Origin of the sequence: Amycolatopsis tucumanensis, assembly GCF_021654135.1 — a bacterium.
GTDB lineage: Bacteria > Actinomycetota > Actinomycetes > Mycobacteriales > Pseudonocardiaceae > Amycolatopsis_E > Amycolatopsis_E tucumanensis.
The window spans coordinates 123,652-145,749 of the sequence record NZ_JAKGSD010000001.1; the positions used below are offsets into that span (position 1 = coordinate 123,652).

Below are 22,098 nucleotides of genomic sequence, written 5' to 3' on the forward strand. Positions count from 1 at the left end.
GTGTCGCGCCGCAGGTCAGCGCTGCCTAGCCTCCCGTTCATCCCGGACAACGACGTGGGAGGACACCGCGATGACGACGACCGAACGGCCCGATCTCGCCTGGCTCGACGAGGTCACCATGACGCAGCTCGAGCGCAACCCGTACGAGGTGTACGAGCGGCTGCGCGCGGAGGCGCCGCTGGCCTTCGTGCCGGTGCTGGGGTCCTACGTCGCCTCGACCGCCGAGGTCTGCCGCGAAGTCGCGACCAGCCCGGACTTCGAGGCCGTCATCACCCCGGCCGGCGGCCGCACCTTCGGGCACCCGGCGATCATCGGCGTCAACGGCGACATCCACGCCGACCTGCGCTCCATGGTCGAGCCCGCCCTGCAGCCCGCCGAGGTGGACCGCTGGATCGACGACCTGGTGCGGCCCATCGCGCGCCGCTACCTGGAGCGGTTCGAAAACGACGGGCACGCCGAACTGGTGGCGCAGTACTGCGAGCCGGTCAGCGTCCGCTCGCTCGGCGACCTGCTCGGCCTGCAGGAGGTCGACTCGGACAAGCTGCGCGAGTGGTTCGCCAAGCTGAACCGCTCGTTCACCAACGCCGCCGTCGACGAGAACGGCGAGTTCGCCAACCCCGAGGGCTTCGCCGAGGGCGACCAGGCCAAGGCCGAGATCCGCGCCGTCGTCGACCCGCTGATCGACAAGTGGATCGAGCACCCCGACGACAGCGCCATCTCGCACTGGCTGCACGACGGCATGCCGCCCGGCCAGACCCGCGACCGCGAGTACATCTACCCGACGATCTACGTGTACCTGCTCGGCGCGATGCAGGAACCCGGCCACGGCATGGCCTCCACCCTGGTCGGCCTGTTCAGCAGGCCCGAGCAGCTGGAAGAGGTCGTCGACGACCCCACGCTGATCCCGCGGGCGATCGCCGAGGGCCTGCGGTGGACCTCGCCGATCTGGTCGGCCACCGCCCGCATCTCCACCAAGCCGGTGACCATCGCCGGGGTCGACCTGCCCGCCGGCACGCCGGTGATGCTCTCCTACGGCTCGGCCAACCACGACACCGGCAAGTACGAGGCGCCCTCGCAGTACGACCTGCACCGCCCGCCGCTGCCGCACCTCGCCTTCGGCGCGGGCAACCACGCGTGCGCGGGCATCTACTTCGCCAACCACGTCATGCGGATCGCGCTGGAGGAGCTGTTCGAGGCCATCCCGAACCTGGAGCGCGACACCCGCGAGGGCGTCGAGTTCTGGGGCTGGGGCTTCCGCGGCCCCACCTCGCTGCACGTCACCTGGGAGGTGTGAGGTGACGTTCGCGGTCAGCGTCGGGGGCAGGCGGGTCGACTGCGAGCCCGGCCAGACCCTGCTCGAGGCGTTCCTGCGCGGCGGGATGTGGATGCCCAACTCGTGCAACCAGGGCACCTGCGGCACCTGCAAGCTCCAGGTGCTCTCCGGCGAGGTCGACCACGGCGCCGCCCCGGAGGACACCCTCAGCGCCGAGGAACGCGCGTCCGGACTGGCGCTCGCCTGCCAGGCCCGTCCGCTCGCCGACACGGAGGTGCGCAGCACCGCCGACGCCGGGCGCGTCACGCACCCGCTGCGCGACCTGACGGCCACCGTGCTGGAGGTCGCCGACATCGCGCGCGACACCCGGCGGGTGCTGCTGGGCCTGGCCGAGCCGCTGGCGTTCGAGGCCGGGCAGTACGTCGAGCTGGTCGTGCCCGGCTCCGGCGCGCGGCGGCAGTACTCGCTGGCCAACACCGCCGACGAGGACAAGGTGCTGGAGCTGCACGTCCGGCGCGTGCCCGGTGGGGTCGCCACCGACGGCTGGCTCTTCGACGGGCTCGCCGCCGGCGACCGGGTCGAGGCGACCGGGCCGCTCGGCGACTTCCACCTGCCGCCGCCGGACGAAGACGACGGCGGCCCGATGGTGCTCATCGGCGGCGGCACCGGGCTGGCGCCGCTGGTGGGCATCGCCCGCACCGCGCTGGCCCGGCACCCGTCGCGCGAGGTGTTGCTGTACCACGGGGTGCGCGGCGCGGCGGACCTGTACGACCTCGGCCGGTTCGCCGAGATCGCGGAGGAGCACCCGGGTTTCCGGTTCGTGCCGGTGCTGTCGGACGAGCCGGATCCGGCGTACCGCGGCGGTTTCCCGACCGACGCGTTCGTCGAAGACGTCCCCAGTGGACGCGGCTGGTCCGGCTGGCTGTGCGGCCCGCCGGCGATGGTCGAGGCCGGGGTGAAGGCGTTCAAACGGCGGCGCATGTCGCCGCGGCGGATCCACCGGGAGAAGTTCACGCCGGCCTCGTGAGGACTTCGAGGGTGACGGCCGTGGTATCGCCCGGGTGCAGGTCCTCGGCTTCCCGGACGGCGCGTTTGACCGGCAGCACGTAGCAGCCGCGCGCCTTGTCCGGGAAGACCGAGGTCGTCCACGTGGTCGCGCCGACCCGGGCGCGCACCCGCACGGACCCGAAGCCCGGGCGGCTGCCCTCGGTGAGGTCGCTGATCTCGTCCGAGGCGTCCGCGGGCAGGCTCACGAACGTCCAGGTGTCGGCGCGCCGCGCGTCCCACACCCAGAGCTCCGCGTCGAAGACGATGTCCACCCGCGGAGCGTCTCACGCGGCACCGACAGTTTCGGAGCGTGCGGGCCGCGGTACCCGTTCCCGGTGATCACGCACCAGTTCACCGGGGCGGCAGGCACCCGGATGCACGCCGAGGTGACCGGGCCGGCGGGCGCGCCGGAGGTGGTGTGCGTGCACGGGCTGGGCTGCTCGCACCGGTACTTCCGCCCGCTGGCGCGCACGCTGGGGGAGCGGCTGCGGGTGAGCGCGCCGGACCTGCCAGGTTTCGGCCGCACGCCGGGGCCGCGCCGGGCGCTGGACGTGCGCGGGTTGTCGGCGGCGCTGGCGGAGTGGCTGCGGGAGACCGGGCGGGGCGGTTCGGTGCTGGTCGCGAACTCGGCGGGCTGCCAGATCGTGGTGGACCTGGCCGTGCACGCGCCGGAGCTGCTCGGCCCGGTGGTGCTGATCGGCCCGAGCACCGACCGGACGGCGCCGTCGCTGGTGCGCCAGCTCAGCCGGCTCGTGGCCGACGCTCCGCGGGAACGGCCGTCGCTGCTGGTGGTGCTCGCGTGGGACTACCTGGTGTGCGGGCCCCGGCGGCTGCTCGCCACCGCCCGGCACCTGCGGGACGACCCCGTCGAGGTGAAGCTGCCGCACCTGACCACCCCCGCGGTGGTCGTGCGCGGCAGCCGGGACCCGATCGCGTCCCGGGCGTGGGCGCAGCAGATGGCGGCGCGGCTGCCCGCCGGCCGGTACGCGGAGGTTCCGGGCCATGCGCACGCGCTGAACCACTCGGCGCCGGCGGAGGTGGCGGGGCTGGTCGAGTCGTTGGTGGGGAGTGCGCCGCGGTGATTCAGTCCTTGGCGGGAAGCGCACCGGCGTAGGACACGCCCCGCGTCACCCACTCGCGGAGCCGCGCCGCGGTCCGGACGACCGCGGCGTCCACCCGGAGCCATCCGCGCATCTCGCGGCCGCGCATCACCATCGGCTGGACGCCCTCGCCGAGGAGGCGCTCACCCTCGTCCGGCTCGACGCGCACCAGCAGGCCGCCTTCCGAACTGGCCGCGACGGCCATGTTGCCGTGGACGAGGAACGCCAGCCCGCCGAACATCCACTTTTCCCGCACACCGTCCACACCGGACAACTGTTCCCGGACGCGGTCGGCGAGTTCGTGGTCGTAGGCCATGTGCCAGTATCACCGCCGCTTGGGCTTGCCGCGCTTGGTGGGGCGGCGGGGCTGGTTCCGGCGCGGCGCCGGCTTGCGCTCCTCCGCGGGGCGCTTCGCCTTCGACTGCTTCGGCGCCGGCGGCCGTCCGCGGGTGCTGTTGACCGTGCGGCCGCGGACGATGCCGATGAACAGCTCCATCTCCTCGGTCGTCTCGTCCTCCAGCCAGGACAGCGCGACCCGAGACTGGGGGACGCCGGTGACCGGCCGGTACGTGAGGTCCCGCCGGTGGTGCAACCGGGCGAGCGACTGCGGCACCACCAGCACCCCGACACCGGCCGCGACGAGTTCGATCGCGTCGCCGGTGGTGGCGGGGCGTTCGAGCGCCGGCTTGCCGGGCGGGTGCGCCCAGTCCAGGGTGTCGTCGAGCGGGTGCAGCACCAGCTCGTCGGCGAGGTCGTCGGCGGTGATCTCGTCCGCCGCGGCGATCAGGTGGTCCTTCGGCACGACCACGACCGTCGTCTCGGTGTAGAGGGGGATGGCGTGCAGGCCGTCGCGGTCGGTGGGCAGGCGCAGCAGCACCGCGTCGAGCTCGCGGTCGCGGACCCGTCCGGCCGCCTCCGCGGCGGTGACCTGCACCAGCTCCAGCGGGACGGCGGGGCTGCGCTCCGCCCAGATCCGCACCCACTTGCCGGGTGTCACCCCGGGCACGTACCCGAGCGTGAAGGACTCTGCCACCCGGCCAGGCTACCGGGCGTGACCGGCGTCGTTATCCGGGACAGCCGAACCGGGGGATCCGGCGGAACGGTTGACGCAACTATCCGGTTGCCATAGTGTGGCAACCAAGAAGTTGCGACACAGGAGGCGTCATGGCGTTCCCGGACCGCATCGAGCGCGTCGTCGAGCTCGGTCACCCGCCCGCGAAGGTGTGGGCCGCGCTCACCACCGCCGAGGGGCTCGGCACCTGGTTCGGCCAGGAGGCGTCGATCGACCTGCGGCCCGGCGGCGCGGGGGAGCTGAAGTGGGACAACGGTTTCCGTCAGGACCTGCGCGTCGAGCGGGTCGAGGAGCCACGGGTCTTCGGCTTCACCTGGCGGATCTACGGCCTGCCCGACGACGACCCGCGCCGGACCTACGTGGAGTTCACCCTCGAACCGGACGGCGAGGGCACGCGGCTCACCGTCGTGGAGACCGGGTTCGCCCAGCTGCCGGACGACGCGCACCGCGAGGCGTTCGACGGCAACACCGGGGGCTGGGCGCGGGAACTGGACGAACTGGCCGGCTACCTCGATGCAGCGTGATGCCGAGGCCGTCGCCGAGCAGGTCTTCGCCGCGCTGGCCGATCCGACGCGGCGGGCGATCCTGGCCGAGCTGGCCGCGCGGGGCCCGGCCACGGCCACCGACCTCGCCGGCCGCCTGCCGATCACCCGGCAGGGCGTCGCCAAGCACCTCGCCCTGCTCGCCGAGGCCGGGCTCGTCACGGCCGAGCCGGGGGAGCGGCGGCGGGTCCGCTACCGCCTCCGGACGGCCCCGATGCAGGTGGCGCAACAGTTCCTGGCCGCGCTGGCCCGCGACTGGGACAACCCGCTGGCGAAACTGCGCGACCAGCTGGACGGCACAGCGTGATCATCCGAAGTGGAAGGTGGAGAACCGATGAGGACACCCCCGATCGTCTCGCGACAGGAGTGGCAGGCCGCGTGGGAGGAGCTCCTGGTCAAGGAGAAGGAGCTGACGCGGGCGAAGGACGCGATGGCCGCCGCGCGGCGCCGCATGCCGTGGACCGAAGTGGACCGGGACTACCGGTTCGACGGCCCGGACGGGCCGGTGGATCTGCTCGGCCTGTTCGACGGCCGTCGTCAGCTGATCGTCTACCGGGCGTTCCTCGAGCCCGGCGTGCACGGCTGGCCCGGCCACGCCTGCGTCGGCTGCTCGATGGTGGCCGACCAGGTCGCGCACCCCGCCCATCTGAACGCCCGCGACACCACGCTGGTGTTCGCCTCGCGCGCGCCGCAGCCCGACATCGCGCGGGTCAAGGCGCGGATGGGCTGGACGATGCCCTGGTACACCATCCTGGACGACTTCGACGCCGACTTCGGGGTGGCCGAGTACCACGGCACGAACGCCTTCATCCGCGAGGGCGACCGCGTGTTCCGCACCTACTTCGTCAACAACCGCGGCGACGAGGCGATGGGCGGCACCTGGAGCTACCTCGACATCACGGCGCTGGGCAGGCAGGAGACGTGGGAGGACTCGCCGGAGGGCTACCCGCAGACGCCGCCCTACGAGTGGTGGCACTGGCACGACGACTACCCGGCGCGTCAGCCGTCCGCCTGAGGCGGACCATCGCCGCGGCGTGGTAGCACGAGGCTCAGCGGTAGCGGAAGCGGGCCAGCTGAGGTGGGACGAACAACAGCAGCAGCGAGTAGTAACCGGCGGCGGGCACTAGCGCGGACAGCACGAACGCCACCGCCAGGGCGACGGCGGCGCCCACCGAGTTGAACACCCAGCGGCCGTCGATCGCCGAGGCGTCGCGGGCCAGCCCGGGGGTGCGCCGGACCACCAGCGTCATCGCTGTGAGGCACAGTGTGTTGGCCAGGACCGTGCCGATGTAGAACAGCACCACGAACTCGTCCTCGCCGTAGGCGCCGGTGAGCTCGCTCGGGAACGGCAGCACCGCGACGGTCAGCAGCCACGCGATGTTCAGCCACATCACGGCCGCGTTGACAGCGCGGACCTGCTCGAACAGGTGGTGATGGCTCAGCCACTGACGGGCGATCACCACGAAGCTCAGCAGGAAGCTCACGATCTGCCAGCGGTTGCCGCTGATCGCCTCGGCCGCCGGCTGCCCGTCGACCACCAGCTCGGACACCGAGTCGGCCAGGGGGAGCACCAGCAGCGTCATCGCGATCGCCACGACCGCGTCGGAGAAGAAGACCAGCCGCTCGGCCGGCCGCAGCGCGCTCACGGGCGGTCCGACTGGCGCACCGCCTGGCGGGCCACCTGCCGCAGCCAGCGGTGCGCCTCGTCGTGTTCCTTGCGCTCGTCCCACCACATGATCTCCACGATGGGCGGCGGGTCGCCGGGGCACTCCAGGATCCGCAGGTCCGACCGGCCGGCCAGGTAGCGCGTCAGCCGCCGCTGCATGACCGCGATCCGGTCGGTCCCGGCGATGAAGTACGGCGTCGCCTGGTAGCTGTCCACCCGCACCGCCACCCGGGGACGCGCGGACAGCCTCGCCATCAGCGGCCCCAGCGGCGACGTGGCCGGATAACCGCCGTCCGGGTGGTGCGGCACCACCCACGGCAGCCGCTCCAGGTCGGACAGCTCCAGCCGGTCGCCGACCGGGTTGTCGGCCGACACCACGCACACCCAGCGGTCCCGGAACAGCTCCAGCGAGTTGATCCCGGGCGCGTGCAGCTCGGGCTTCGCGGCGCAGATCATCGCGTCGATCAGCCGCAGCGTCTCCGGGATGTCGGCGGGCAGCCGCTCCCGCACCACCCGCACGTGCATCCGGATGTTCGGCCCCGCGGCGTACATCGCCGCCGACAGCTGCTCTCCGTAGGCGGCGAGCACGTAGTCGGGCATCAGCAGGGTGAACTCGCGCTCCGAGGACTCCGGGTCGAAGCCGGGCGTGGTGGCGAACAACCGTTCCAGGCTGGCGCACAACGGCTCCACCTGCCCGGCCAGCTGCGCCGCCAGCGGGGACAGCACATAGGAGCCGCGGGACCGGATCAGCAGCTGGTCGTCGAAGTGGCGGCGCAGCCGGGACAGCGCCGCGCTGGCCGTCGGCTGGCTCACGCCCACCCGCTCGGCCGCCCGGGTCACGTTGCGCTCGCGCAGCAGCTCCCGCAGGAACACCAGGAGATTCAGGTCCAGGCTCGCCAGCGACAAGGAGCGTCGTGTCACCTTGCGGACGGCCGAACCCATGGATCCATTAGGAGCCGGGCGCGATCGGGTGTCAAGGATCTTGCCGTGTGGCGGAAAGGAACTTCCGCAGCGCCCCGGCGGTCTCGGCGGGACGCTCCTCGGCGAGGTAGTGGCCGCAGTCCAGCGCGGTCCCGGTGACCCGCGGGGCCCACGGCCGCCACACGGCGAGCACGTCATCGGTCCTCCCCAGCGGTCCGGCCGCGCCCCACAGCACCAGCGTGGGGCAGGTGATCTCCCGCCGGCCCCGGTCGGCTTCGTCGTCGGCCCGGTCCACGGTGGCGCCCGCGCGGTAGTCCTGGCACATCGCGTGCACGACCGACGGCCGCCGGTAAGCCGCCCGGTAGGCGCGCAGTGCCGCCTCGGCGAAGATCCCGTCCGCGCCGCGCAGGAAGAACGCGTCCGGGTCGGCGGCGATCAGCCGTTCCGGCAGGTCACCCGGCTGGGCGAGGAAGAACCAGTGCCACGCCGACCTGGCGAACTCCGCGTCCACGCGGGCCAGCACGTCGGCCGTGGGCAGGATGTCCAGCACGGCCAGCGCGGTCACCGCGTCCGGGTGGTCGAGCGCGAGCCGGTAGGCGCAGCGCCCGCCCCGGTCGTGCCCGGCGACGGCGAAGCGGCGGAACCCGAGCCGGCCCATCACCGAGACCAGCTCGCGCGCCATCGCCCGCTTGCCGAACGCCGCCACGTCGCCGCCGGGCGCCACGCTGTCCCCGTAACCGGGCAGGTCCGCGGCGATGACCGTGTGGTCGCGGGCCAGCTCGGGCGCGACCAGGTGCCACATGGCCGAGGTCTGCGGGTAGCCGTGCAGCAGCAGCACCGGCGGGCCGCTGCCGCCGGTGCGGACCCGGACCCGTCCGCCCGCCGGTGTCGCCACGTCCTGGCAGGTGAACCCGGCGAACACGGTCAGATCCCGTACCAGGCCGCCGCGTTGCCCGTGAGCACCGCCTCCGCCTCGGCCGGGGTCAGCGCGTCGAGAAGCCGCTGCCCGCTGCCGCCGTGGTCGTGCGGGTGGTCGCTGGCGTGCATCAGCATCGAGCCGGCGCCGACCATGTCCAGCACCTCCCGCACCTGCCCGGGGTCCCGCGGCAGGTGCGCGGGCGCGGTGGTCAGCCGGATGTGCCGCGCCACCACCTCCGACGGTTTCGCGCCCAGCCACGGCACCTCGCGCCACACACCCTTCCAGTCCTTGTCGAACCGCCACAGCAGCGCGGGCAGCCAGGAGAACCCGCACTCCAGCAGGGCGACCCGCAGGTCCGGCAGCTCCGCGAAGACACCCTCGGCGACCAGGCTGCTGAGCTGGGCCTGCACGAGCAGCTGCGAGTTGCCCACATAGTCCTCGAGGTAGGTGTGGGTGAACCCGGTGCTGGTGGGCGCGTTCCCGATCCGGCCCCACGCGTGCAGGCCGACCACCAGTCCGCGTTCGGCGGCGGCCCGCAGGATCGGCCGGTGCCGCTTGTTGCCCCACGGCGCGTCCGTGCGCACCGGCAGCAGCACCTGCACGATGCCGGGGTGGTCGCCGATCCGCTCGATCTCGGCGACGGCGGCCTCGGCGTCCAGGGTCGGCACCACCATGCCGGCGCGCAGCCGGTCGTCGCTGCTCAGCCACTCCGCGATCAGCCAGTCGTTGACCGCGCGGGTGAGCGCCGCCTCGTAGTAGGGGTTGCGGTTGCAGTGGAACGACGTCGTGCACACCAGGATCGCGGCCCGCAGCCCGTCGAGCAGGTTCGACCGCACCGACTCCGCGTCGTGCGCCGGAGTCAGGCCGGCGGCCCGCGCGGCCGGGGTGGCGCTGGTGGGCGCCGCAGGGGGATAGGCGCCGCCCTGGTGCGGGGACAGCATCAGCCCGCCCTCCAGCACGTAGCCGCGCCAGTACGGTTCCAGGTAGGGCAGCAGGTCGTTCAGCGACGACGGTCCACAGTGGATTTCGGCGTCGATGCGGGTGGTGCCGACCGCGGTGGTCATGGGGCCTCCGGCAGACCGTAGAGCCGGCACGCGTTGGCGCCCATGACGCCTTCGCGCAGCGCGGCGGGGAACAGGCGCGGCGCGTGCCGCGGGGAGTCGAAGTCCCAGTGCGGGTAGTCGGAGGCGAACATGATCCGCTCGTCCATCCCGAGGTGGGCCAGCGCCTTGTCGAGGTCGCGCGGGTCGTCAGGCTCCTCGATGGGCTGGGTGGTGAACCAGAACCGCTCGCGGATGTACTCCGACGGCGGCTTGACCAGGTGCGGCACGTCGCCCCGCAGCTGCTCCCACGCGTCGTCCAGCGCCCACATCAGCGGCGCGGCCCAGGCGATGCCGCCCTCCACGCAGATCACCTTCAGCTCCGGCAGCCGGTCCAGGACGCCCTCGCAGAGCATCCCGGTGACGAACGCGGCCATCAGGTTGCCGTTCCACACGTGCTCTTCGAGGTAGAACGACGGCCACCCGGCGCCGCGGTGCATCTCCAGCCCACCGGTGTGCGCGGCGACCGGCAGCCCGGCCTCGGCCGCGGCCTCGTAGATCGGCCAGTACCGGCGGCGGCCGAAGCCGAGCTCGCCGCCGGTGGACAGCAGCACCTGCACGAACCGCGGGTCGCCGGCGTGCCGCCGGATCTCCTCGGCCGCGAGGTCCGGCGCCTCGATCGGGATGGTGATCGACCCGCGCAGCCGGGGTTCGGCGTCGAGCAGCGTGTCGATCTGCCACTCGTTGAGCGCCCGGCACAGCGCGGCGGCGTACTCCGGTTCCTCGGCGCCCCAGCTGTGGCTCTGCAGCGGGATCAGGATGCCGTGAGTCACGCCGAACTCGTCGAGCAGCTGGTCCCGGATCATGCCCAGGTCGCTGCCCGGCGGCCCGTCCGCGGGCCAGGAGTCCAGCCGGAAGCCCGCGTTGCGGACCCGCGGGTAGATCTCCGGCGGGCCGGGCACGCGGCTGCCGAACAGGTCCCACCGCGCGCGGTGCTTCTCCGGCAGCCGCTCCCGGATGGCGGCCGCCGGGGCCGCCGGGTGGATGTCGGTGTCGACGATGGTGTAGCCGGTGCGGCCCGGCGCGCTGCCGGGCTGCCCGGCGACGGCGGTGCTGGTCATCGGTCACCTCCCTTGTCGCCAGGGCGTGCTCCGCCGCTGGTGTCCACGACCACGTAGGCGTCTTCCACGTGCACCGGGTACGTCTCGGCGACGTACGGGCCCGGGATGCGCCCGTTCTTGCCGCGCTCCACGGAGACGTCGTAGGTGCGGGCCGGCGGTTCGTCCGGCCCGAGGAACGACTGCCCGGTCTCGAGGTCGTACTCCCAGCCGTGCCAGGGGCAGGCGACGAGCGCGTCGCCGTCCTCCTGCCGGACCTCACCGGGCGCGGTGGAGGTCAGCCACGGCTGGGTGGCCCCGAGGCAGAGTGGGCCGCCCTGGTGCGGGCAGTGGTTGTTCAGTGCGTAGAAACGGTCGCCGACCCGGAAAACCCCGATCGACCGCCGGCCGGCCTGGACGATCCGGCGCTCTCCCGGCGGGAAGTCGTCGAGCCGGGACACCACGATCCTCATGCTGTGCACGGTAGAGATCGCCGCGGGCCGGGCGGAAAGTGAAAGTTTCGATGGAGACCATCGGCCGTCCCGATAGTGGCGCATGTGGACCCGCCGTCAGGTGACGCGATTTCGCTTGCGCAGCAGGGGAAACCGCGCTCCGGTGGTGATCCTGACCGGCAGGGCCGGCGACGACGGCGGGAAACCGGGGACCTTGACGGGGGCGATCGAATCGGGTCAACCTCTTCCCCAGCCGGTCACAGGGCGGTGGCCGGCAGGAGGAACGAGGAGAACCATCGTGTCCACTCCATCGCCGAGTCCATCGTTGCCCCGTCGGGCATTCCTGAGGCGTTCCGCGCTGACCGCGGCGGCCGTGGCCGCCGGACCGGCCGTGTTGTCCGCGTGCGGCGCCGGCCCGGCGGCAGGCGGGGGCGGCAGCGGAACGGCGACCTTCCTGAGCATCCTGCCGCTGGAAACCCTGTCCATGTCCCCGGAGCTGCTCGCCGTCGCCGGTGGCCACTTCGCGCGGCACGGGCTGGACGTCACGCTGCAGGAGGTCAAGGGGTCGCCCCAGGCCACGCAGACCCTGATCGCCGGTGTCGGCGTGGTCGCGCGGCTCGGGCAGATCGACCTGATGACCGCGGTCGCCGAATCGAACCAGCCGCTGGTGAACATCGGCACGCTGTGCCGCGGTTCCGCGGTGCGCGTCGTCTACAGCAAGCAGGCCCCGCTGGAAAAACCGCAGGACTTCGTCGGCAAGACGATCGGGGTCAGCTCGGAGGGTGGCACGAGCAGCAAGATCGTGTCGCTGGTGCTGGCCAACTCCGGTCTGGACCCCAAGAGCACGCCGCGCCAGGTCACCGGGCTCACCCCGGGCACGTTCAACCTGGTGCAGCAGGGCCGGATCGCCGGGTACGTGGTCAGCATCGACACCGCGAACATCGTGCAGTCCCAGCACGCGGACGCGGGCGTGTTCGACCCGGGCACCGTGGTGAAGTCCGACTCGCAGATCTACGTGACGACCGCCGACGTGATCGCCAAGCACCCGGACACGTTGCGGGCGTTCATGGCCGGGATCCGCGACGCCGTCGCGGAGTACGTGAACGACCAGGACTTCGCCAGGACGATCGGGACGCTGCGCGGCAAGTACTCCTTCGCCACGCTCGACGACGACGCGATCGCGCGCAAGAGCCTCGGCACGATGCGCGACCTGTGGACGGGCAAGGACCCGTCACGGCCCCTGCTGGTCACCGACCCGGCCGCGTGGACCGCCGGCTACGACGAGCTGACCAGGGCGGGCCAGGCCAAGCCCGGCGGCGACGCCGCGAAGTGGTTCGACAACAGCTTCCTGCCGGCCACCACCACCTGATCGCGAGGAGACGCATGTCCGCGCACCACGCCGAGACCCTCACCGCGGCCCCGCGGCAGGCCGCACCGCCGAAGCTGGAACTCGCCGGTGTCGGCAAGGAGTTCCGGTCCAAACGCGCCACCACCCGCGCCCTGCACGACATCACGCTGACCATCAGCGACGGCGAGTTCGTGTCCGTGATCGGCCGGTCCGGCTGCGGCAAGACGACCCTCCTGCGCACGCTCGCCGGGCTGCAGAGCCCGTCCGAGGGGCGGATCCTCGTCGAGGGCCGGTCGCTGTGGAACGGGTCCAGAGTGGACTCCTCCGTGGTGTCCGAGCTGGGCGTGGTCTTCCAGGACGCCAACCTCTTCCCGTGGTACTCGGTCGCGGACAACATCGCGCTGCCGCTGAAGCTGCGTGGCGCGGGCAAGCGCGAGCGCCGGGAACGGGCGTACGAACTGGCGAAGCTGGTGGGGCTGGCCGGGTTCGAGAAGTCCTACCCGCGCGAGCTGTCCGGCGGGATGCGGCAGCGCGTGGCTATCGCGCGGGCGCTGTCCACCCGGCCGAAGCTGCTGCTGATGGACGAACCCTTCGGCGCGCTGGACGCGCTGACCCGCGAGCGGATGAACGCCGAGCTGCAACGGATCGCGCTCGCCACCAAGGCGACCGTCGTGTTCGTCACCCACGACATCACCGAGGCGGTGTTCCTCGGCGACCGGGTGGTGCAGCTGAGCCCGCGGCCGGGCCGCATCAGCGAGATCCGCGCGGTGGACTTCCCCAAGCCGCGGGATTTCGACGTCCAGACCGAGCCGGAGTTCGGCAGGGTCGTGCGCGAGCTGCGGCACGCCCTCGACAGGCAGGAGTGACCCGGTGAACAGGGAACGGTTCGGCAGGTGGCTGCCGTGGGTGAGCACACCGCTCATCCTGGTCGTGTTCTTCCTGCTGTGGGACGTGTTCGTGCGCGTCAACGGCATGTCGGAGCTGGTGCTGCCGCGGCCGGGCACCGTGTTCGCGAGCCTCGGCGAGCTGGTCACCACCGGCGACACCTGGTACCACGCGCGGGTCACCGCGATCGAGACGATCAGCGGGTTCGCGATCGCGCTCGTCGCGGGCGTCGCGGCGGGCGTGGTGCTGGGCAAGGTGCGGTGGATGGAGCGCAGCCTGCGGCCGCTGATCGTGGCCTCGCAAGTGGTGCCGAAGGTGGCGCTGATCCCGCTGTTCGTGATCTGGTTCGGCTTCGGCATCACCTCGAAGGTGATCATGGCCGCGATGCTGGCGTTCTTCCCGATCATGCTCAACGTGCAGCTGGGCGTCCGCTCGGTCGAGGCGGGGCAGCGGGACGTGATGCGCAGCCTCAACGCGAACCGGTGGCAGACGTTCAACCACCTGGAGTTCAAGAGCACGCTGCCGTACGTGTTCGCCGGCATGGAGGTCGGGATCGTGCTGGCGATCATCGGCACGATCGTGGGGGAGTACCTGGGCGGCAGCGAGGGGCTGGGCTACCTGGTGGTGCGCACCCTCAACGCGCTTGACGCGCCCGCGTTGTTCGCGGTGATCATCCTGTTGTCGGTGCTCGGGTTGCTGCTCTACTTCGTGGTCAACGGCCTGAAGCGGTTCTTCATCCCGTGGCACGAGTCGGTCTACAGCATGCAGGAGACCAATGCCTGAGCCGGTGTTCGAGGCGGACGCCGAGGTCCTGGCCCGCCGGGTGGAGTCCGACGGGGTGGTGTCGCTGGAGCTGGGCGGCGTGGATCTGCCCGCGTGGGAACCGGGCGCGCACATCGACGTCGTGCTGCCCGGCGGGCTGGTGCGGCAGTACTCGCTGTGCGGTGAGGACGGCCGCTGGCGCATCGCGGTGCTGCGCGAACCGGACAGCCGCGGCGGGTCGGCGTGGATCCACGGCCACGCACACCCGGGCACGAGCCTGCGGATCCGCGGTCCACGCAACAACTTCCCGCTGCTGCCCGCGCCGCGGTACCTGTTCGTCGCGGGCGGGGTCGGCATCACGCCGATCCTGCCGATGGTGGCCGAGGCGGAGGCGGCGGGCGCCGACTGGACGCTGCACTACGGGGGCCGCAGCCGGACCTCGATGGCGTTCGTCAAGGACCTGGAGTCCTACGGCTCGCGCGTCGTGGTGACGCCCGAGGACGAGGCGGGGATGCTCGACCTGGACGCGATCCTCGCCCCGCCACGGGAGTCCACAGTGGTCTACTGCTGCGGTCCGGCCGGGCTGATCGACGCGGTCGAGACCCGGTGCCAGGCCTGGCCGCCCGGTTCGCTGCACGTCGAACGGTTCACCGCGGTCGAGCACGGCGGCGAGGCCCGCGAGTTCGAGGTCGAGCTGCGCGCGAGCGGGATGACGGTCACCGTGCCCGCGGAGCTGTCGATCCTGGAAGCGGTGGAGAACGCCGGGGTGCGCGTGATCTCCTCGTGCACCGAGGGGATCTGCGGGTCCTGCGAGACGACCGTCCTGGACGGCGAGATCGACCACCGCGACTCGGTCCTCGACGACGACGAGCGCGCGGCCGGTGACGTGATGATGATCTGCGTGTCACGGGCGAAGGGCGCCCGCCTGGTCCTCGACCTCTGACTCGTCGGGCACCCATTCCAGCAGGTCGCCGGGCTGGCAGCCGAGCACCCGGCACATCGCCTCCAGCGTGGAGAAGCGCACCGCCTTCGCCCGGCCGTTCTTCAGCACCGCGACGTTGGCCGGGGTGATCCCGACGCGCTCGGCGAACTCGCCGACGCTCATCTTGCGCTTGGCGAGCTGGACGTCGATGCGCACGACGATCGGCACTCAGATCACCGCTTCCATGTCGGTGCGCAGCGTGGTGGCCTGGCGCAGCAGGGCGCGCATCACGACCATCAGCAGGCCCACCACGGCGACCCCGACCACCAGCAGGAACAGCACGAGCGGGAGGCCGGGGTCGTCGGCGTTGACGCCGACGTAGAGGAACACCGCGACGAGCACGGCCCACCCGGCGGCGATCGCCCCGACGATCACGTTCACCCAGCGCATCGAGGCTTCGCTGAAGATGCGGTCCTTGCGGACCATGGTGAGCAGCTGCCACATCGCGACGATCACGACCTGGACGCACAGCACCCAGAACACGGTGATCGCGGTGGCCGGCCACCTGAGGTAGGCCATTTCGGGGTCTTCCCGTGCCATGTGGGCGAACTGCCCCGGCAGGGACATCACCTGGAACAGCACCAGGATCCCGAACAACGCGACGAGGAAGATCCGGAGGAGGGGGACGACCCAGCGTTCGGCGAGCATGCGCCGAGTATCGCGCGGTATCTATCGAAAATCAATGCATTCCTGTCGTTTCGCGTCTGTCACGCAGGTTCGGCATCCACTGTTGACTCACATTGTGGGTGTGTGCTCATAATGTGGCGACAGTGCAACGAGGCACGAGCGACAGGACAACCGCATGTCAGACACCGCAATACTGATCAACACCGGGGTCACGGTCGCGGCCATCGTGGTGTTGATCGTCCGCTTCCGGCTCAACCCGGTGATCGCGCTGGTGCTCGGCTCCTGCTACCTGGGGCTGTCCACCGGTCTCGGCGTGAGCAAGACGGTCGAGGAGATCACCGCCGGCTTCGGCGACGTGATGGCCGAGATCGGCCTGCTCATCGCGTTCGGCGTGCTCATCGGCGCGATCCTGCGTGATCTGCGGGCCATCGAACGCCTGGTGGACAAGCTGCTCAAGGTGTTCGGCGAACGCCGGATCCCCTACGCGATGGCGCTCACCATCGCCACCGTGCTGCAGTCGATCTTCCTGGACGTGCTGCTGGTGATCTCCGGGCCGCTGGCCAGGGGGATCGGCAAGCGGCTCGGGCCACGCGGCGTCGCGCGGATGGCGACGGCGCTGGCGATCGCGCTGGAGTGCGGCATCGTGTTCACCGTGCCCGGCGTCGGCGCGCTGGCACTGGCCGGGCTGCTGCACGTGCCGCTCGGCAAGTACCTGCTCTTCGGGCTCGTCGTGGTCATCCCGACGGTGACCATCGCGATCGCGATCATGTCGGTGCTGTTCGCCCGCGGCTGGTGGAACCCGGCCAAGGACGAGATGGCCGACGAGATCGTCGCCCCGGAAGCGCGGCCGCAGGGCGGTCCGGGCACCGTGGCCGCGGCCGACCTGCGCAAGCCGCCCGCCCTGCCGGTGGTGTTCAGCCCGCTGCTGGGCGCGCTGGTGCTGATCGCGACGGGCGCGGTGGCCGAGATGCTGGAGTGGTCCAACCCGGTGGTGGCGTTCCTGTCCAGCCCGGTGGTCGCCCTGCTGCTCGGCCTGGTCGGCACCTGCCTGATCGGCCGGCGGTACATGGGGCAGCCCGCGGTGGAATCGGCGCTCGGCTCCGGCCTGCGGGACAGCGGGCAGATCCTGCTGCTCAACGGCGTCGGCGGGTGTCTCGCGGCGGTGCTGGCCGCGGCCGGGCTCGGCGACATCCTCGGCAAGTACTTCTCCGCCAACACCTGGGCGCCGCTGCTGCTGGTGTGGCTGATGGCCGCGGTGCTGCACATCGCGGTCGGGTCGGTGACGATCTCCGCGATCACCTCGGCGGGCCTGCTCGCCCCGATCGCGCCGTCACTGGGCCTGGACCCGGTGCTGATCGCGTTGTCCGCGGGCGCCGGATCGCTGTTCATGGTCCACCTGACCAGCAACACCTTCTGGCTGCTGCAGTCGCTGCTCGGCCAGACCACGCGCGGCGCGCTGAAGACCGTCTCGGTCGGCGTCTCGGTCGCCTCCGTGGTGGCGCTCGGCCCGATCCTCGCGCTCAACCTCGTCCTCTGAGAACGGGAAGGAACAGATGGACACCGAACACGCACACCTGCCGCTGCGCGGCGTCCGCGTGCTGGAGCTCGGCAATTACATCGCCGGGCCCACCGCCGCGCGGCTGCTCGCCGACCTGGGCGCCGAGGTGATCAAGGTCGAGCGCCCCGGCCGCGGAGACGAGCTGCGCAACTGGCGGCTCTACGCGGGCACGGTGTCCATGCTGTTCCACACCGTCAACCGCAACAAGAAGTCCATCGCGGTCGACCTGCGCACCGGCGAGGGGCGGGACATCGTGCTCGACCTCGTCCGGCGCTGCGACGTGGTGATCGAGAACTTCCGGCCCGGCACGCTGGAGAAGTGGGGGCTGGGGCCGGCGGAGCTGGAACGCGCCAACCCGGACGTGGTGCTCGCGCGGATCTCGGCGTTCGGGCAGACCGGACCGCTGGCCGACCGGCCCGGGTTCGCCGCGGTGGCCGAGGCGATGGGCGGGATGCGCAACCTGGTGGGTGAGGCCGACCGGCCGCCGTCCCGGGTCGGCGTGTCCATCGGGGACTCGATCGCCGGGCTGTACGCCGCGTTCGGTGTGATGGTCGAGCTGTACGAGCGGGCCGTGGTGCCCCGGCGGCGGCCGCTGCGGGAACGGGTGGTCGACGTGGCGTTGCACGAGGCCGTGTTCTCGATGATGGAGTCGCTGGTGCCGGACCACCTCGCCTACGGGGTCGAGCGGCGGCGCGTGGGCGGGCGGATGGAGGGCATCGCGCCCAGCAACGCCTACGAGTGCGGCGACGGCGCGAGCGTGGTGATCGCGGGCAACGGCGACTCGATCTTCCGCCGGTACATGCTCGCGATCGGCCGCCCGGACCTGGCCGACGACCCGGGGCTGGCGGACAACGCGGGCCGCTGGGCGCGACGTGACGAACTGGACGAGGCGATCGGCGAGTGGACGCGTGGCCTGGACCGCGACGAGGTGCTGAAGATTCTCGACGAGGCCGGGGTGCCCGCCGGGCCGATCTACACGGCGGCCGACATCTGCGCCGACGAGCAGTACCGGGCGCGGGCGATGATCCAGCCGCTGCCGGTCGACCCGGGCACCGGCGAGGAGGTGCCGATCGGGTTCCCCGGGGTGGTCCCGGTGATCGGCACCGAGTCGCTGCCCCTGCGCACCCCCGGGCCGCGGCTCGGCGAGCACACCGACGAAATCCTGCACCTGCTCGGCCGGAAGGACGCCGGAAATGACTGACCTGCGGGACGTGACGTTGCGGGACGGCCTGCAGCTCACCGGGAAACCATTGCCCACGGCGCGCAAGGTCGCGGTGGTCCGGGAACTCCTGGCCGCCGGGGTGCCGAGCGTCGAGATCGGCTCGATGGCGCGGCCGGACCTGGTGCCGCCGCTGGCCGACACGCTCGACGTGATCCGCGCGCTGGACCCGGACGAGCTGGCGCGCTGCTGGGTGTGGGTCGCCACGCCCCGGCACGTCGAGCGTGCGGCGGAGGCCGGGGCGGTCAACTTCCAGTACTGCCTGTCCGCCTCCGACGCGCACAACCGCGCCAACATCGGCCGCTCCACAGAGGACAGTCTGGCGGCGATGCCGCGGGCGGTGGCTGCGGCGTCGGGTGGCCGTGTCCAGCTGTGCATCGCCACCTCGTTCACCTGCCCCTTCGAGGGAGCGGTGCCGGAGGAGCGGGTGCTGGCGATCGCGCGGGACCCGCGCGCCGAGGGCGCCGGGGACATCGTGCTGTGCGACACCCTCGGGCAGGCCGTGCCGGCGCAGGTGACCAGCCTGGTCGCGCGGGTGGCCGCCGAGACGCCGCCGCGCCGCATCGTCTACCACGGGCACGACACGTGGGGCCTGGGGGTGGCGAACACCCTGGCCGCCATCGCGGCCGGAGCGTCCGAAGTGGATGGTGCGCTCGGCGGACTCGGCGGGTGCCCGTTCGCCCCGGGCGCCAGCGGCAACGCGTCCACCGAGGACCTGCTGTTCGCGCTGCGGCCGTCGTGGCTCACGCCGTCGTCCTTCGCGCGGATCGTGCGGTTGTCCGGTGCGCTGCTGGACGAGCTCGGCGAACCCAACCGGTCGCGCGCGGCGCAGGGCGCCCGCACCAGCGCGACGGCCTTCCCGTGGGCGCTCGGCGAAGAGGTGAGCTGCCGGTGAGGTTCTTCGTCACCACGCCGCTGCCGGAACCCGGGATGACGCTGCTGCGCGAGGCCGGCACGGTGGTGGTGCCGGAACGGTCACCGGACCTGGCCGCGGTGTGCGCGTCGGGGGAGTACGACGTGGTCGTCGCGCAGCTGACCGACGTGTTCGACGCCGACGTGCTGGCGGGGGCCCGGTTGCGCGGCATCTCCAACTACGCGGTCGGCTACGACAACATCGACGTGGTCGCCGCGACCCGGCGCGGCATCCGGGTGTGCAACACGCCCAGCGTGCTCACCGACGCGACCGCCGACGTGGCGATGCTGCTGATCCTGGCGACCGCGCGGCGGTGCGTGGAGGCCGACGCGTTCGTGCGCGCCGGGCGGTTCACCGGGTGGGAGCCGTCGCTGCTGCTGGGCGGGGACGTCAGCGGCGCGTCGCTGGGGCTGGCCGGGTTCGGCCGCATCGCGCGGGCGGTGGCGCGGCGGGCGCTCGCGTTCGGCATGACGGTGCGCTGCACCAGCCGGCGGCCCGTCGACGAGCCGGGTGTCGAGCGGGTGGACTGGGACGAACTGGTCGAGCGGTCGGATTTCCTGTCGCTGCACGTGCCGCTGACCGCGGAGACCCGGCACCTGGTGGACGCTTCCGTGCTGCGGCGGATGAAGCGCTCGGCGATCCTGATCAACACCGCACGCGGCCCGATCGTGGACGAGCGTGCGCTGGTGGAGGCGTTGCGGAGCGGGGAGATCGCGGGCGCCGGGCTGGACGTCTACGAGGACGAGCCCCGGCTGGCGCCCGGGCTGGCCGACCTGCCGAACACGACGCTGCTGCCGCACGTGGGCAGCGCGACGCGGTCGGTGCGGGCGAAGATGGCGGAGTCATGCGCCCGGAACGCGATCGCACTCGCCGCGGGGGACGCGGTGCGGGTCGTGAACCCGGAGGCCGCCGCGTGAGGGTGGTGGTCGCGCCGGACAGTTTCAAGGGCACCTACAGCGCGGGAGAGGTGGCGTCGGCGATCGCGGCCGGCCTCGGGTCGGCCGGTGCCGAGGCGGTGCCCCTGCCGGTGGCCGACGGCGGCGAGGGCACCGTGGACGTCCTCAGTGGACCGCTGGGTCTGTCCGCGCGTGCTGCCGCGTCCCGCAACCCCTGGGGCGCCGAGTGTCCCGGCTCGATTGCGCTGAGCCGCGACGGCGCCGCCTTCGTGGAGCTGGCGTCGGTGTGCGGAATCACGACCCCGCACGACGGGGTGCGGGACCCCGTCAGCGCGTCGACCTACGGCGTCGGGATGCTGATGATCGCCGCGGCCCGTGCCGGTGCGCGGGAGGTCGTCGTCGCGGCGGGCGGGTCGGCCACCAGCGACGGCGGCGCGGGCGCGCTGCGGGCCATTCGAGCGGGCGGCGGGCTTCCGGTGCCGGTCACGGTGCTGACCGACGTGACCACGCCCTACCGCGACGCCGCGCGGGTGTTCGGCCCGCAGAAGGGCGCGGACCCCGCGCAGGTCGAGGTGCTGACGTCCCGGTTGCGCGCGGTGGCGTCGGCCCTGCCGCGGGACCCGTGGGACGTGCCGGGAACGGGCGCCGCCGGTGGTTTCGCGGGCGCGATGTGGGCGTTCGGCGCGTCACTCGTGCCGGGCGCCGGATACGTGCTCGACGCGCTGAACTTCGACGCGCAGGTGGCGTCCGCGCAGGCGGTCGTGGTGGGGGAGGGGCGGCTGGACGGGCAGAGCACGCAGGGCAAGATCGTGTCCGCGGTGCTCGCCCGCAGCCCCGGCGTGAACCGCTTCGCGGTGGTCGGGTCCCTGGGCCCCGGCGCCGAAACGATCCGCGACGAGTTCACCGGCGTGCTGGTGGCGAGCACGCCGGAGGAGATGCGCGCCGCGGGGCGGGTGATCGCCGGGCGGCTCAGGCCGGGTAGCGGCCGCCCAGGGCGCGCGTGATCCGCTCGGCGTGCTCGACCAGCACGTCGACCCACTCGAGGCACTTCTCGTACGGCATGCGCATCGTCGGGCCGCTCACCATCACCGCGCCCACCAGGTCCGCCGCCGAGTCGAACACCGGGGCCGCCAGGCCCGAGGCGCCGTCGACGCGCTCGCCGACCGTGATGGCGTACCCGTCGGCCGCGGTCTGCTTGATCAGGCGACGCAGCTCGTCCCGGTCGGTCACCGTGCTCTCGGTCAGCTGCGGCAGGTCCTCCCGCAGCACCTCGTCGGCCAGGCCGGGCGACCAGGCGAGCAGCACGCGCCCGGACGAGCCGACCGTGATCGGCGCGATCTTGCCGACCGACATCTCCCGCCGCAGCGCGTGCCGCGTCTCGGCGACCGCGATGCACACCCGGTGGCGCCCCTCGGCGCGGAAGAAGCACGCCGTCTCACCGGTGGCGTCCCGCAGGTCCTTCAGCACCGGGTTCACCACCGACAGGACGTCGAGGTCCTTGCCCGCCGCCGCGCCCCAGTACGCCATCCGCACGCCGAGCCGGAACCCGTCCCCGGCGCGGTCGAGGAAACCGTGCGCCACCAGGTTCGTCACCAGCCGCTGGACCGTCGACTGCGGCAGCCCCGTCTTGTGCTGCAGCTCCCGCAGCGTGAGCGACGGCTGGTGCAGCGTGAACGCGTCCAGGATGTCGACGATCTTGCCCAGCACGAGCAGCGGACGCTGACCGCCCTCACCGTCCGCCCTGCGCTCGTCCGCGGTGCTCATACCGAAAAGGTACGG

27 protein-coding genes are annotated in these 22,098 nt (G+C 72.4%); 15 read left to right on the forward strand and 12 right to left on the reverse strand.

Going from position 1 to position 22,098, the window contains the following annotated elements; translation table 11 throughout:
• Positions 1-70: 70 nt before the first annotated feature.
• Complete coding sequence (locus L2C96_RS00660; protein ID WP_020419855.1) at positions 71-1,294, forward strand: cytochrome P450; 1,224 nt, start codon at positions 71-73, stop codon at positions 1,292-1,294.
• Between the two features lies 1 nt (position 1,295).
• Positions 1,296-2,300: a 2Fe-2S iron-sulfur cluster-binding protein gene (locus L2C96_RS44930; protein ID WP_237334671.1), complete on the forward strand. Its 1,005-nt coding sequence runs from the start codon at positions 1,296-1,298 to the stop codon at positions 2,298-2,300.
• On the opposite strand, the gene L2C96_RS00670 is transcribed toward L2C96_RS44930, so the two are convergent.
• Positions 2,284-2,592, reverse strand: a complete 309-nt coding sequence (locus L2C96_RS00670) for a DUF1905 domain-containing protein (RefSeq protein ID WP_020419853.1) — start codon at positions 2,590-2,592, stop codon at positions 2,284-2,286. The genes L2C96_RS44930 and L2C96_RS00670 overlap by 17 nt on opposite strands.
• Positions 2,593-2,655: 63 nt before the next feature.
• Here L2C96_RS00670 and L2C96_RS00675 point away from each other — a divergent pair, with 63 nt between their 5' ends.
• Complete coding sequence (locus tag L2C96_RS00675; RefSeq protein WP_237334672.1) at positions 2,656-3,402, forward strand: alpha/beta fold hydrolase; 747 nt, start codon at positions 2,656-2,658, stop codon at positions 3,400-3,402.
• Position 3,403: 1 nt separating this feature from the next.
• On the opposite strand, the gene L2C96_RS00680 is transcribed toward L2C96_RS00675, so the two are convergent.
• Both L2C96_RS00680 and L2C96_RS00685 read right to left on the reverse strand, forming a co-directional pair.
• Positions 3,404-3,736 (reverse strand): TfoX/Sxy family protein, encoded by a 333-nt coding sequence (locus L2C96_RS00680; protein WP_237334673.1) that lies wholly within the window; start codon positions 3,734-3,736, stop codon positions 3,404-3,406.
• Positions 3,737-3,745: 9 nt separating this feature from the next.
• Positions 3,746-4,453: a LysR substrate-binding domain-containing protein gene (locus tag L2C96_RS00685; protein ID WP_237334674.1), complete on the reverse strand. Its 708-nt coding sequence runs from the start codon at positions 4,451-4,453 to the stop codon at positions 3,746-3,748.
• 131 nt (positions 4,454-4,584) lie between these two features.
• On the opposite strand from L2C96_RS00685, the gene L2C96_RS00690 reads away from it, so the two are divergent.
• Genes L2C96_RS00690 through L2C96_RS00700 form a run of 3 tightly spaced genes read left to right on the forward strand, consistent with a single transcriptional unit; the run spans position 4,585 to position 6,049 of the window.
• A complete protein-coding gene (locus tag L2C96_RS00690) occupies positions 4,585-5,016 on the forward strand; it encodes an SRPBCC domain-containing protein (protein ID WP_237334675.1) in 432 nt (143 codons plus the stop codon).
• Positions 5,006-5,341, forward strand: a complete 336-nt coding sequence (locus L2C96_RS00695) for an ArsR/SmtB family transcription factor (RefSeq protein ID WP_237334676.1) — start codon at positions 5,006-5,008, stop codon at positions 5,339-5,341. Before L2C96_RS00690 ends, L2C96_RS00695 begins: the two co-directional genes overlap by 11 nt.
• Positions 5,342-5,368: 27 nt before the next feature.
• Positions 5,369-6,049 carry a DUF899 domain-containing protein gene (locus L2C96_RS00700; RefSeq protein ID WP_237334677.1) on the forward strand — a complete coding sequence of 227 codons (681 nt, stop codon included), beginning with the start codon at positions 5,369-5,371 and terminating at the stop codon, positions 6,047-6,049.
• A gap of 34 nt (positions 6,050-6,083) precedes the next feature.
• Here the strand turns inward: L2C96_RS00700 and L2C96_RS00705 are convergent, their stop codons facing one another.
• The 6 genes from L2C96_RS00705 to L2C96_RS00730 are packed head-to-tail and all read right to left on the reverse strand — an operon-like array spanning position 6,084 to position 11,150.
• Positions 6,084-6,680 carry a TMEM175 family protein gene (locus L2C96_RS00705; protein ID WP_237334678.1) on the reverse strand — a complete coding sequence of 199 codons (597 nt, stop codon included), beginning with the start codon at positions 6,678-6,680 and terminating at the stop codon, positions 6,084-6,086.
• On the reverse strand, positions 6,677-7,642 hold the full coding sequence (locus tag L2C96_RS00710; protein ID WP_237334679.1) for a LysR family transcriptional regulator: 966 nt from the start codon (positions 7,640-7,642) through the stop codon (positions 6,677-6,679). The genes L2C96_RS00705 and L2C96_RS00710 overlap by 4 nt, the downstream gene beginning before the upstream one ends.
• 31 nt (positions 7,643-7,673) lie before the next feature.
• A complete protein-coding gene (locus L2C96_RS00715; RefSeq protein WP_237334680.1) occupies positions 7,674-8,543 on the reverse strand; it encodes an alpha/beta fold hydrolase in 870 nt (289 codons plus the stop codon).
• 2 nt (positions 8,544-8,545) lie between these two features.
• Positions 8,546-9,604 carry an amidohydrolase family protein gene (locus L2C96_RS00720; protein WP_237334681.1) on the reverse strand — a complete coding sequence of 353 codons (1,059 nt, stop codon included), beginning with the start codon at positions 9,602-9,604 and terminating at the stop codon, positions 8,546-8,548.
• Positions 9,601-10,701, reverse strand: a complete 1,101-nt coding sequence (locus L2C96_RS00725) for an amidohydrolase family protein (RefSeq protein ID WP_237334682.1) — start codon at positions 10,699-10,701, stop codon at positions 9,601-9,603. The genes L2C96_RS00720 and L2C96_RS00725 overlap by 4 nt, the downstream gene beginning before the upstream one ends.
• Entirely contained in the window at positions 10,698-11,150 is a 453-nt protein-coding gene (locus L2C96_RS00730) for a Rieske (2Fe-2S) protein (protein WP_027936135.1), read from the reverse strand. Before L2C96_RS00730 ends, L2C96_RS00725 begins: the two co-directional genes overlap by 4 nt.
• A 352-nt stretch (positions 11,151-11,502) precedes the next feature.
• Here L2C96_RS00730 and L2C96_RS00735 point away from each other — a divergent pair, with 352 nt between their 5' ends.
• From L2C96_RS00735 to L2C96_RS00750, 4 genes are read left to right on the forward strand one after another with little or no spacing between them, the layout of a single operon-like run.
• The gene (locus tag L2C96_RS00735; RefSeq protein WP_237334683.1) at positions 11,503-12,498 is read left to right on the forward strand and encodes an ABC transporter substrate-binding protein; all 996 of its coding nucleotides are present in this window, start codon (positions 11,503-11,505) and stop codon (positions 12,496-12,498) included.
• Between the two features lie 14 nt (positions 12,499-12,512).
• Complete coding sequence (locus tag L2C96_RS00740; RefSeq protein WP_237334684.1) at positions 12,513-13,343, forward strand: ABC transporter ATP-binding protein; 831 nt, start codon at positions 12,513-12,515, stop codon at positions 13,341-13,343.
• Between the two features lie 4 nt (positions 13,344-13,347).
• Positions 13,348-14,145, forward strand: a complete 798-nt coding sequence (locus tag L2C96_RS00745; protein WP_020419838.1) for an ABC transporter permease — start codon at positions 13,348-13,350, stop codon at positions 14,143-14,145.
• On the forward strand, positions 14,138-15,067 hold the full coding sequence (locus L2C96_RS00750) for a PDR/VanB family oxidoreductase (RefSeq protein WP_237334685.1): 930 nt from the start codon (positions 14,138-14,140) through the stop codon (positions 15,065-15,067). The genes L2C96_RS00745 and L2C96_RS00750 overlap by 8 nt, the downstream gene beginning before the upstream one ends.
• Here the strand turns inward: L2C96_RS00750 and L2C96_RS00755 are convergent.
• Positions 15,029-15,274 carry a helix-turn-helix domain-containing protein gene (locus L2C96_RS00755; RefSeq protein WP_237334686.1) on the reverse strand — a complete coding sequence of 82 codons (246 nt, stop codon included), beginning with the start codon at positions 15,272-15,274 and terminating at the stop codon, positions 15,029-15,031. The two genes, L2C96_RS00750 and L2C96_RS00755, sit on opposite strands and share 39 nt — an antisense overlap.
• Positions 15,275-15,754, reverse strand: a complete 480-nt coding sequence (locus L2C96_RS00760; protein ID WP_020419835.1) for a DUF2975 domain-containing protein — start codon at positions 15,752-15,754, stop codon at positions 15,275-15,277.
• 154 nt (positions 15,755-15,908) lie between these two features.
• On the opposite strand from L2C96_RS00760, the gene L2C96_RS00765 reads away from it, so the two are divergent.
• From L2C96_RS00765 to L2C96_RS00785, 5 genes are read left to right on the forward strand one after another with little or no spacing between them, the layout of a single operon-like run.
• Positions 15,909-17,270, forward strand: a complete 1,362-nt coding sequence (locus L2C96_RS00765; protein ID WP_237334687.1) for a GntP family permease — start codon at positions 15,909-15,911, stop codon at positions 17,268-17,270.
• A gap of 16 nt (positions 17,271-17,286) precedes the next feature.
• Positions 17,287-18,492, forward strand: a complete 1,206-nt coding sequence (locus L2C96_RS00770; RefSeq protein WP_237334688.1) for a CaiB/BaiF CoA transferase family protein — start codon at positions 17,287-17,289, stop codon at positions 18,490-18,492.
• Positions 18,485-19,405: a hydroxymethylglutaryl-CoA lyase-like TIM-barrel protein gene (locus tag L2C96_RS00775; RefSeq protein ID WP_237334689.1), complete on the forward strand. Its 921-nt coding sequence runs from the start codon at positions 18,485-18,487 to the stop codon at positions 19,403-19,405. Before L2C96_RS00770 ends, L2C96_RS00775 begins: the two co-directional genes overlap by 8 nt.
• Positions 19,402-20,340 carry a 2-hydroxyacid dehydrogenase gene (locus L2C96_RS00780; protein ID WP_237334690.1) on the forward strand — a complete coding sequence of 313 codons (939 nt, stop codon included), beginning with the start codon at positions 19,402-19,404 and terminating at the stop codon, positions 20,338-20,340. The genes L2C96_RS00775 and L2C96_RS00780 overlap by 4 nt, the downstream gene beginning before the upstream one ends.
• Positions 20,337-21,323 carry a glycerate kinase family protein gene (locus L2C96_RS00785; RefSeq protein WP_237334691.1) on the forward strand — a complete coding sequence of 329 codons (987 nt, stop codon included), beginning with the start codon at positions 20,337-20,339 and terminating at the stop codon, positions 21,321-21,323. Before L2C96_RS00780 ends, L2C96_RS00785 begins: the two co-directional genes overlap by 4 nt.
• On the opposite strand, the gene L2C96_RS00790 is transcribed toward L2C96_RS00785, so the two are convergent.
• Positions 21,289-22,083: an IclR family transcriptional regulator gene (locus tag L2C96_RS00790; RefSeq protein WP_020419829.1), complete on the reverse strand. Its 795-nt coding sequence runs from the start codon at positions 22,081-22,083 to the stop codon at positions 21,289-21,291. The genes L2C96_RS00785 and L2C96_RS00790 overlap by 35 nt on opposite strands.
• Between the last annotated feature and the right edge of the window lie 15 nt (positions 22,084-22,098).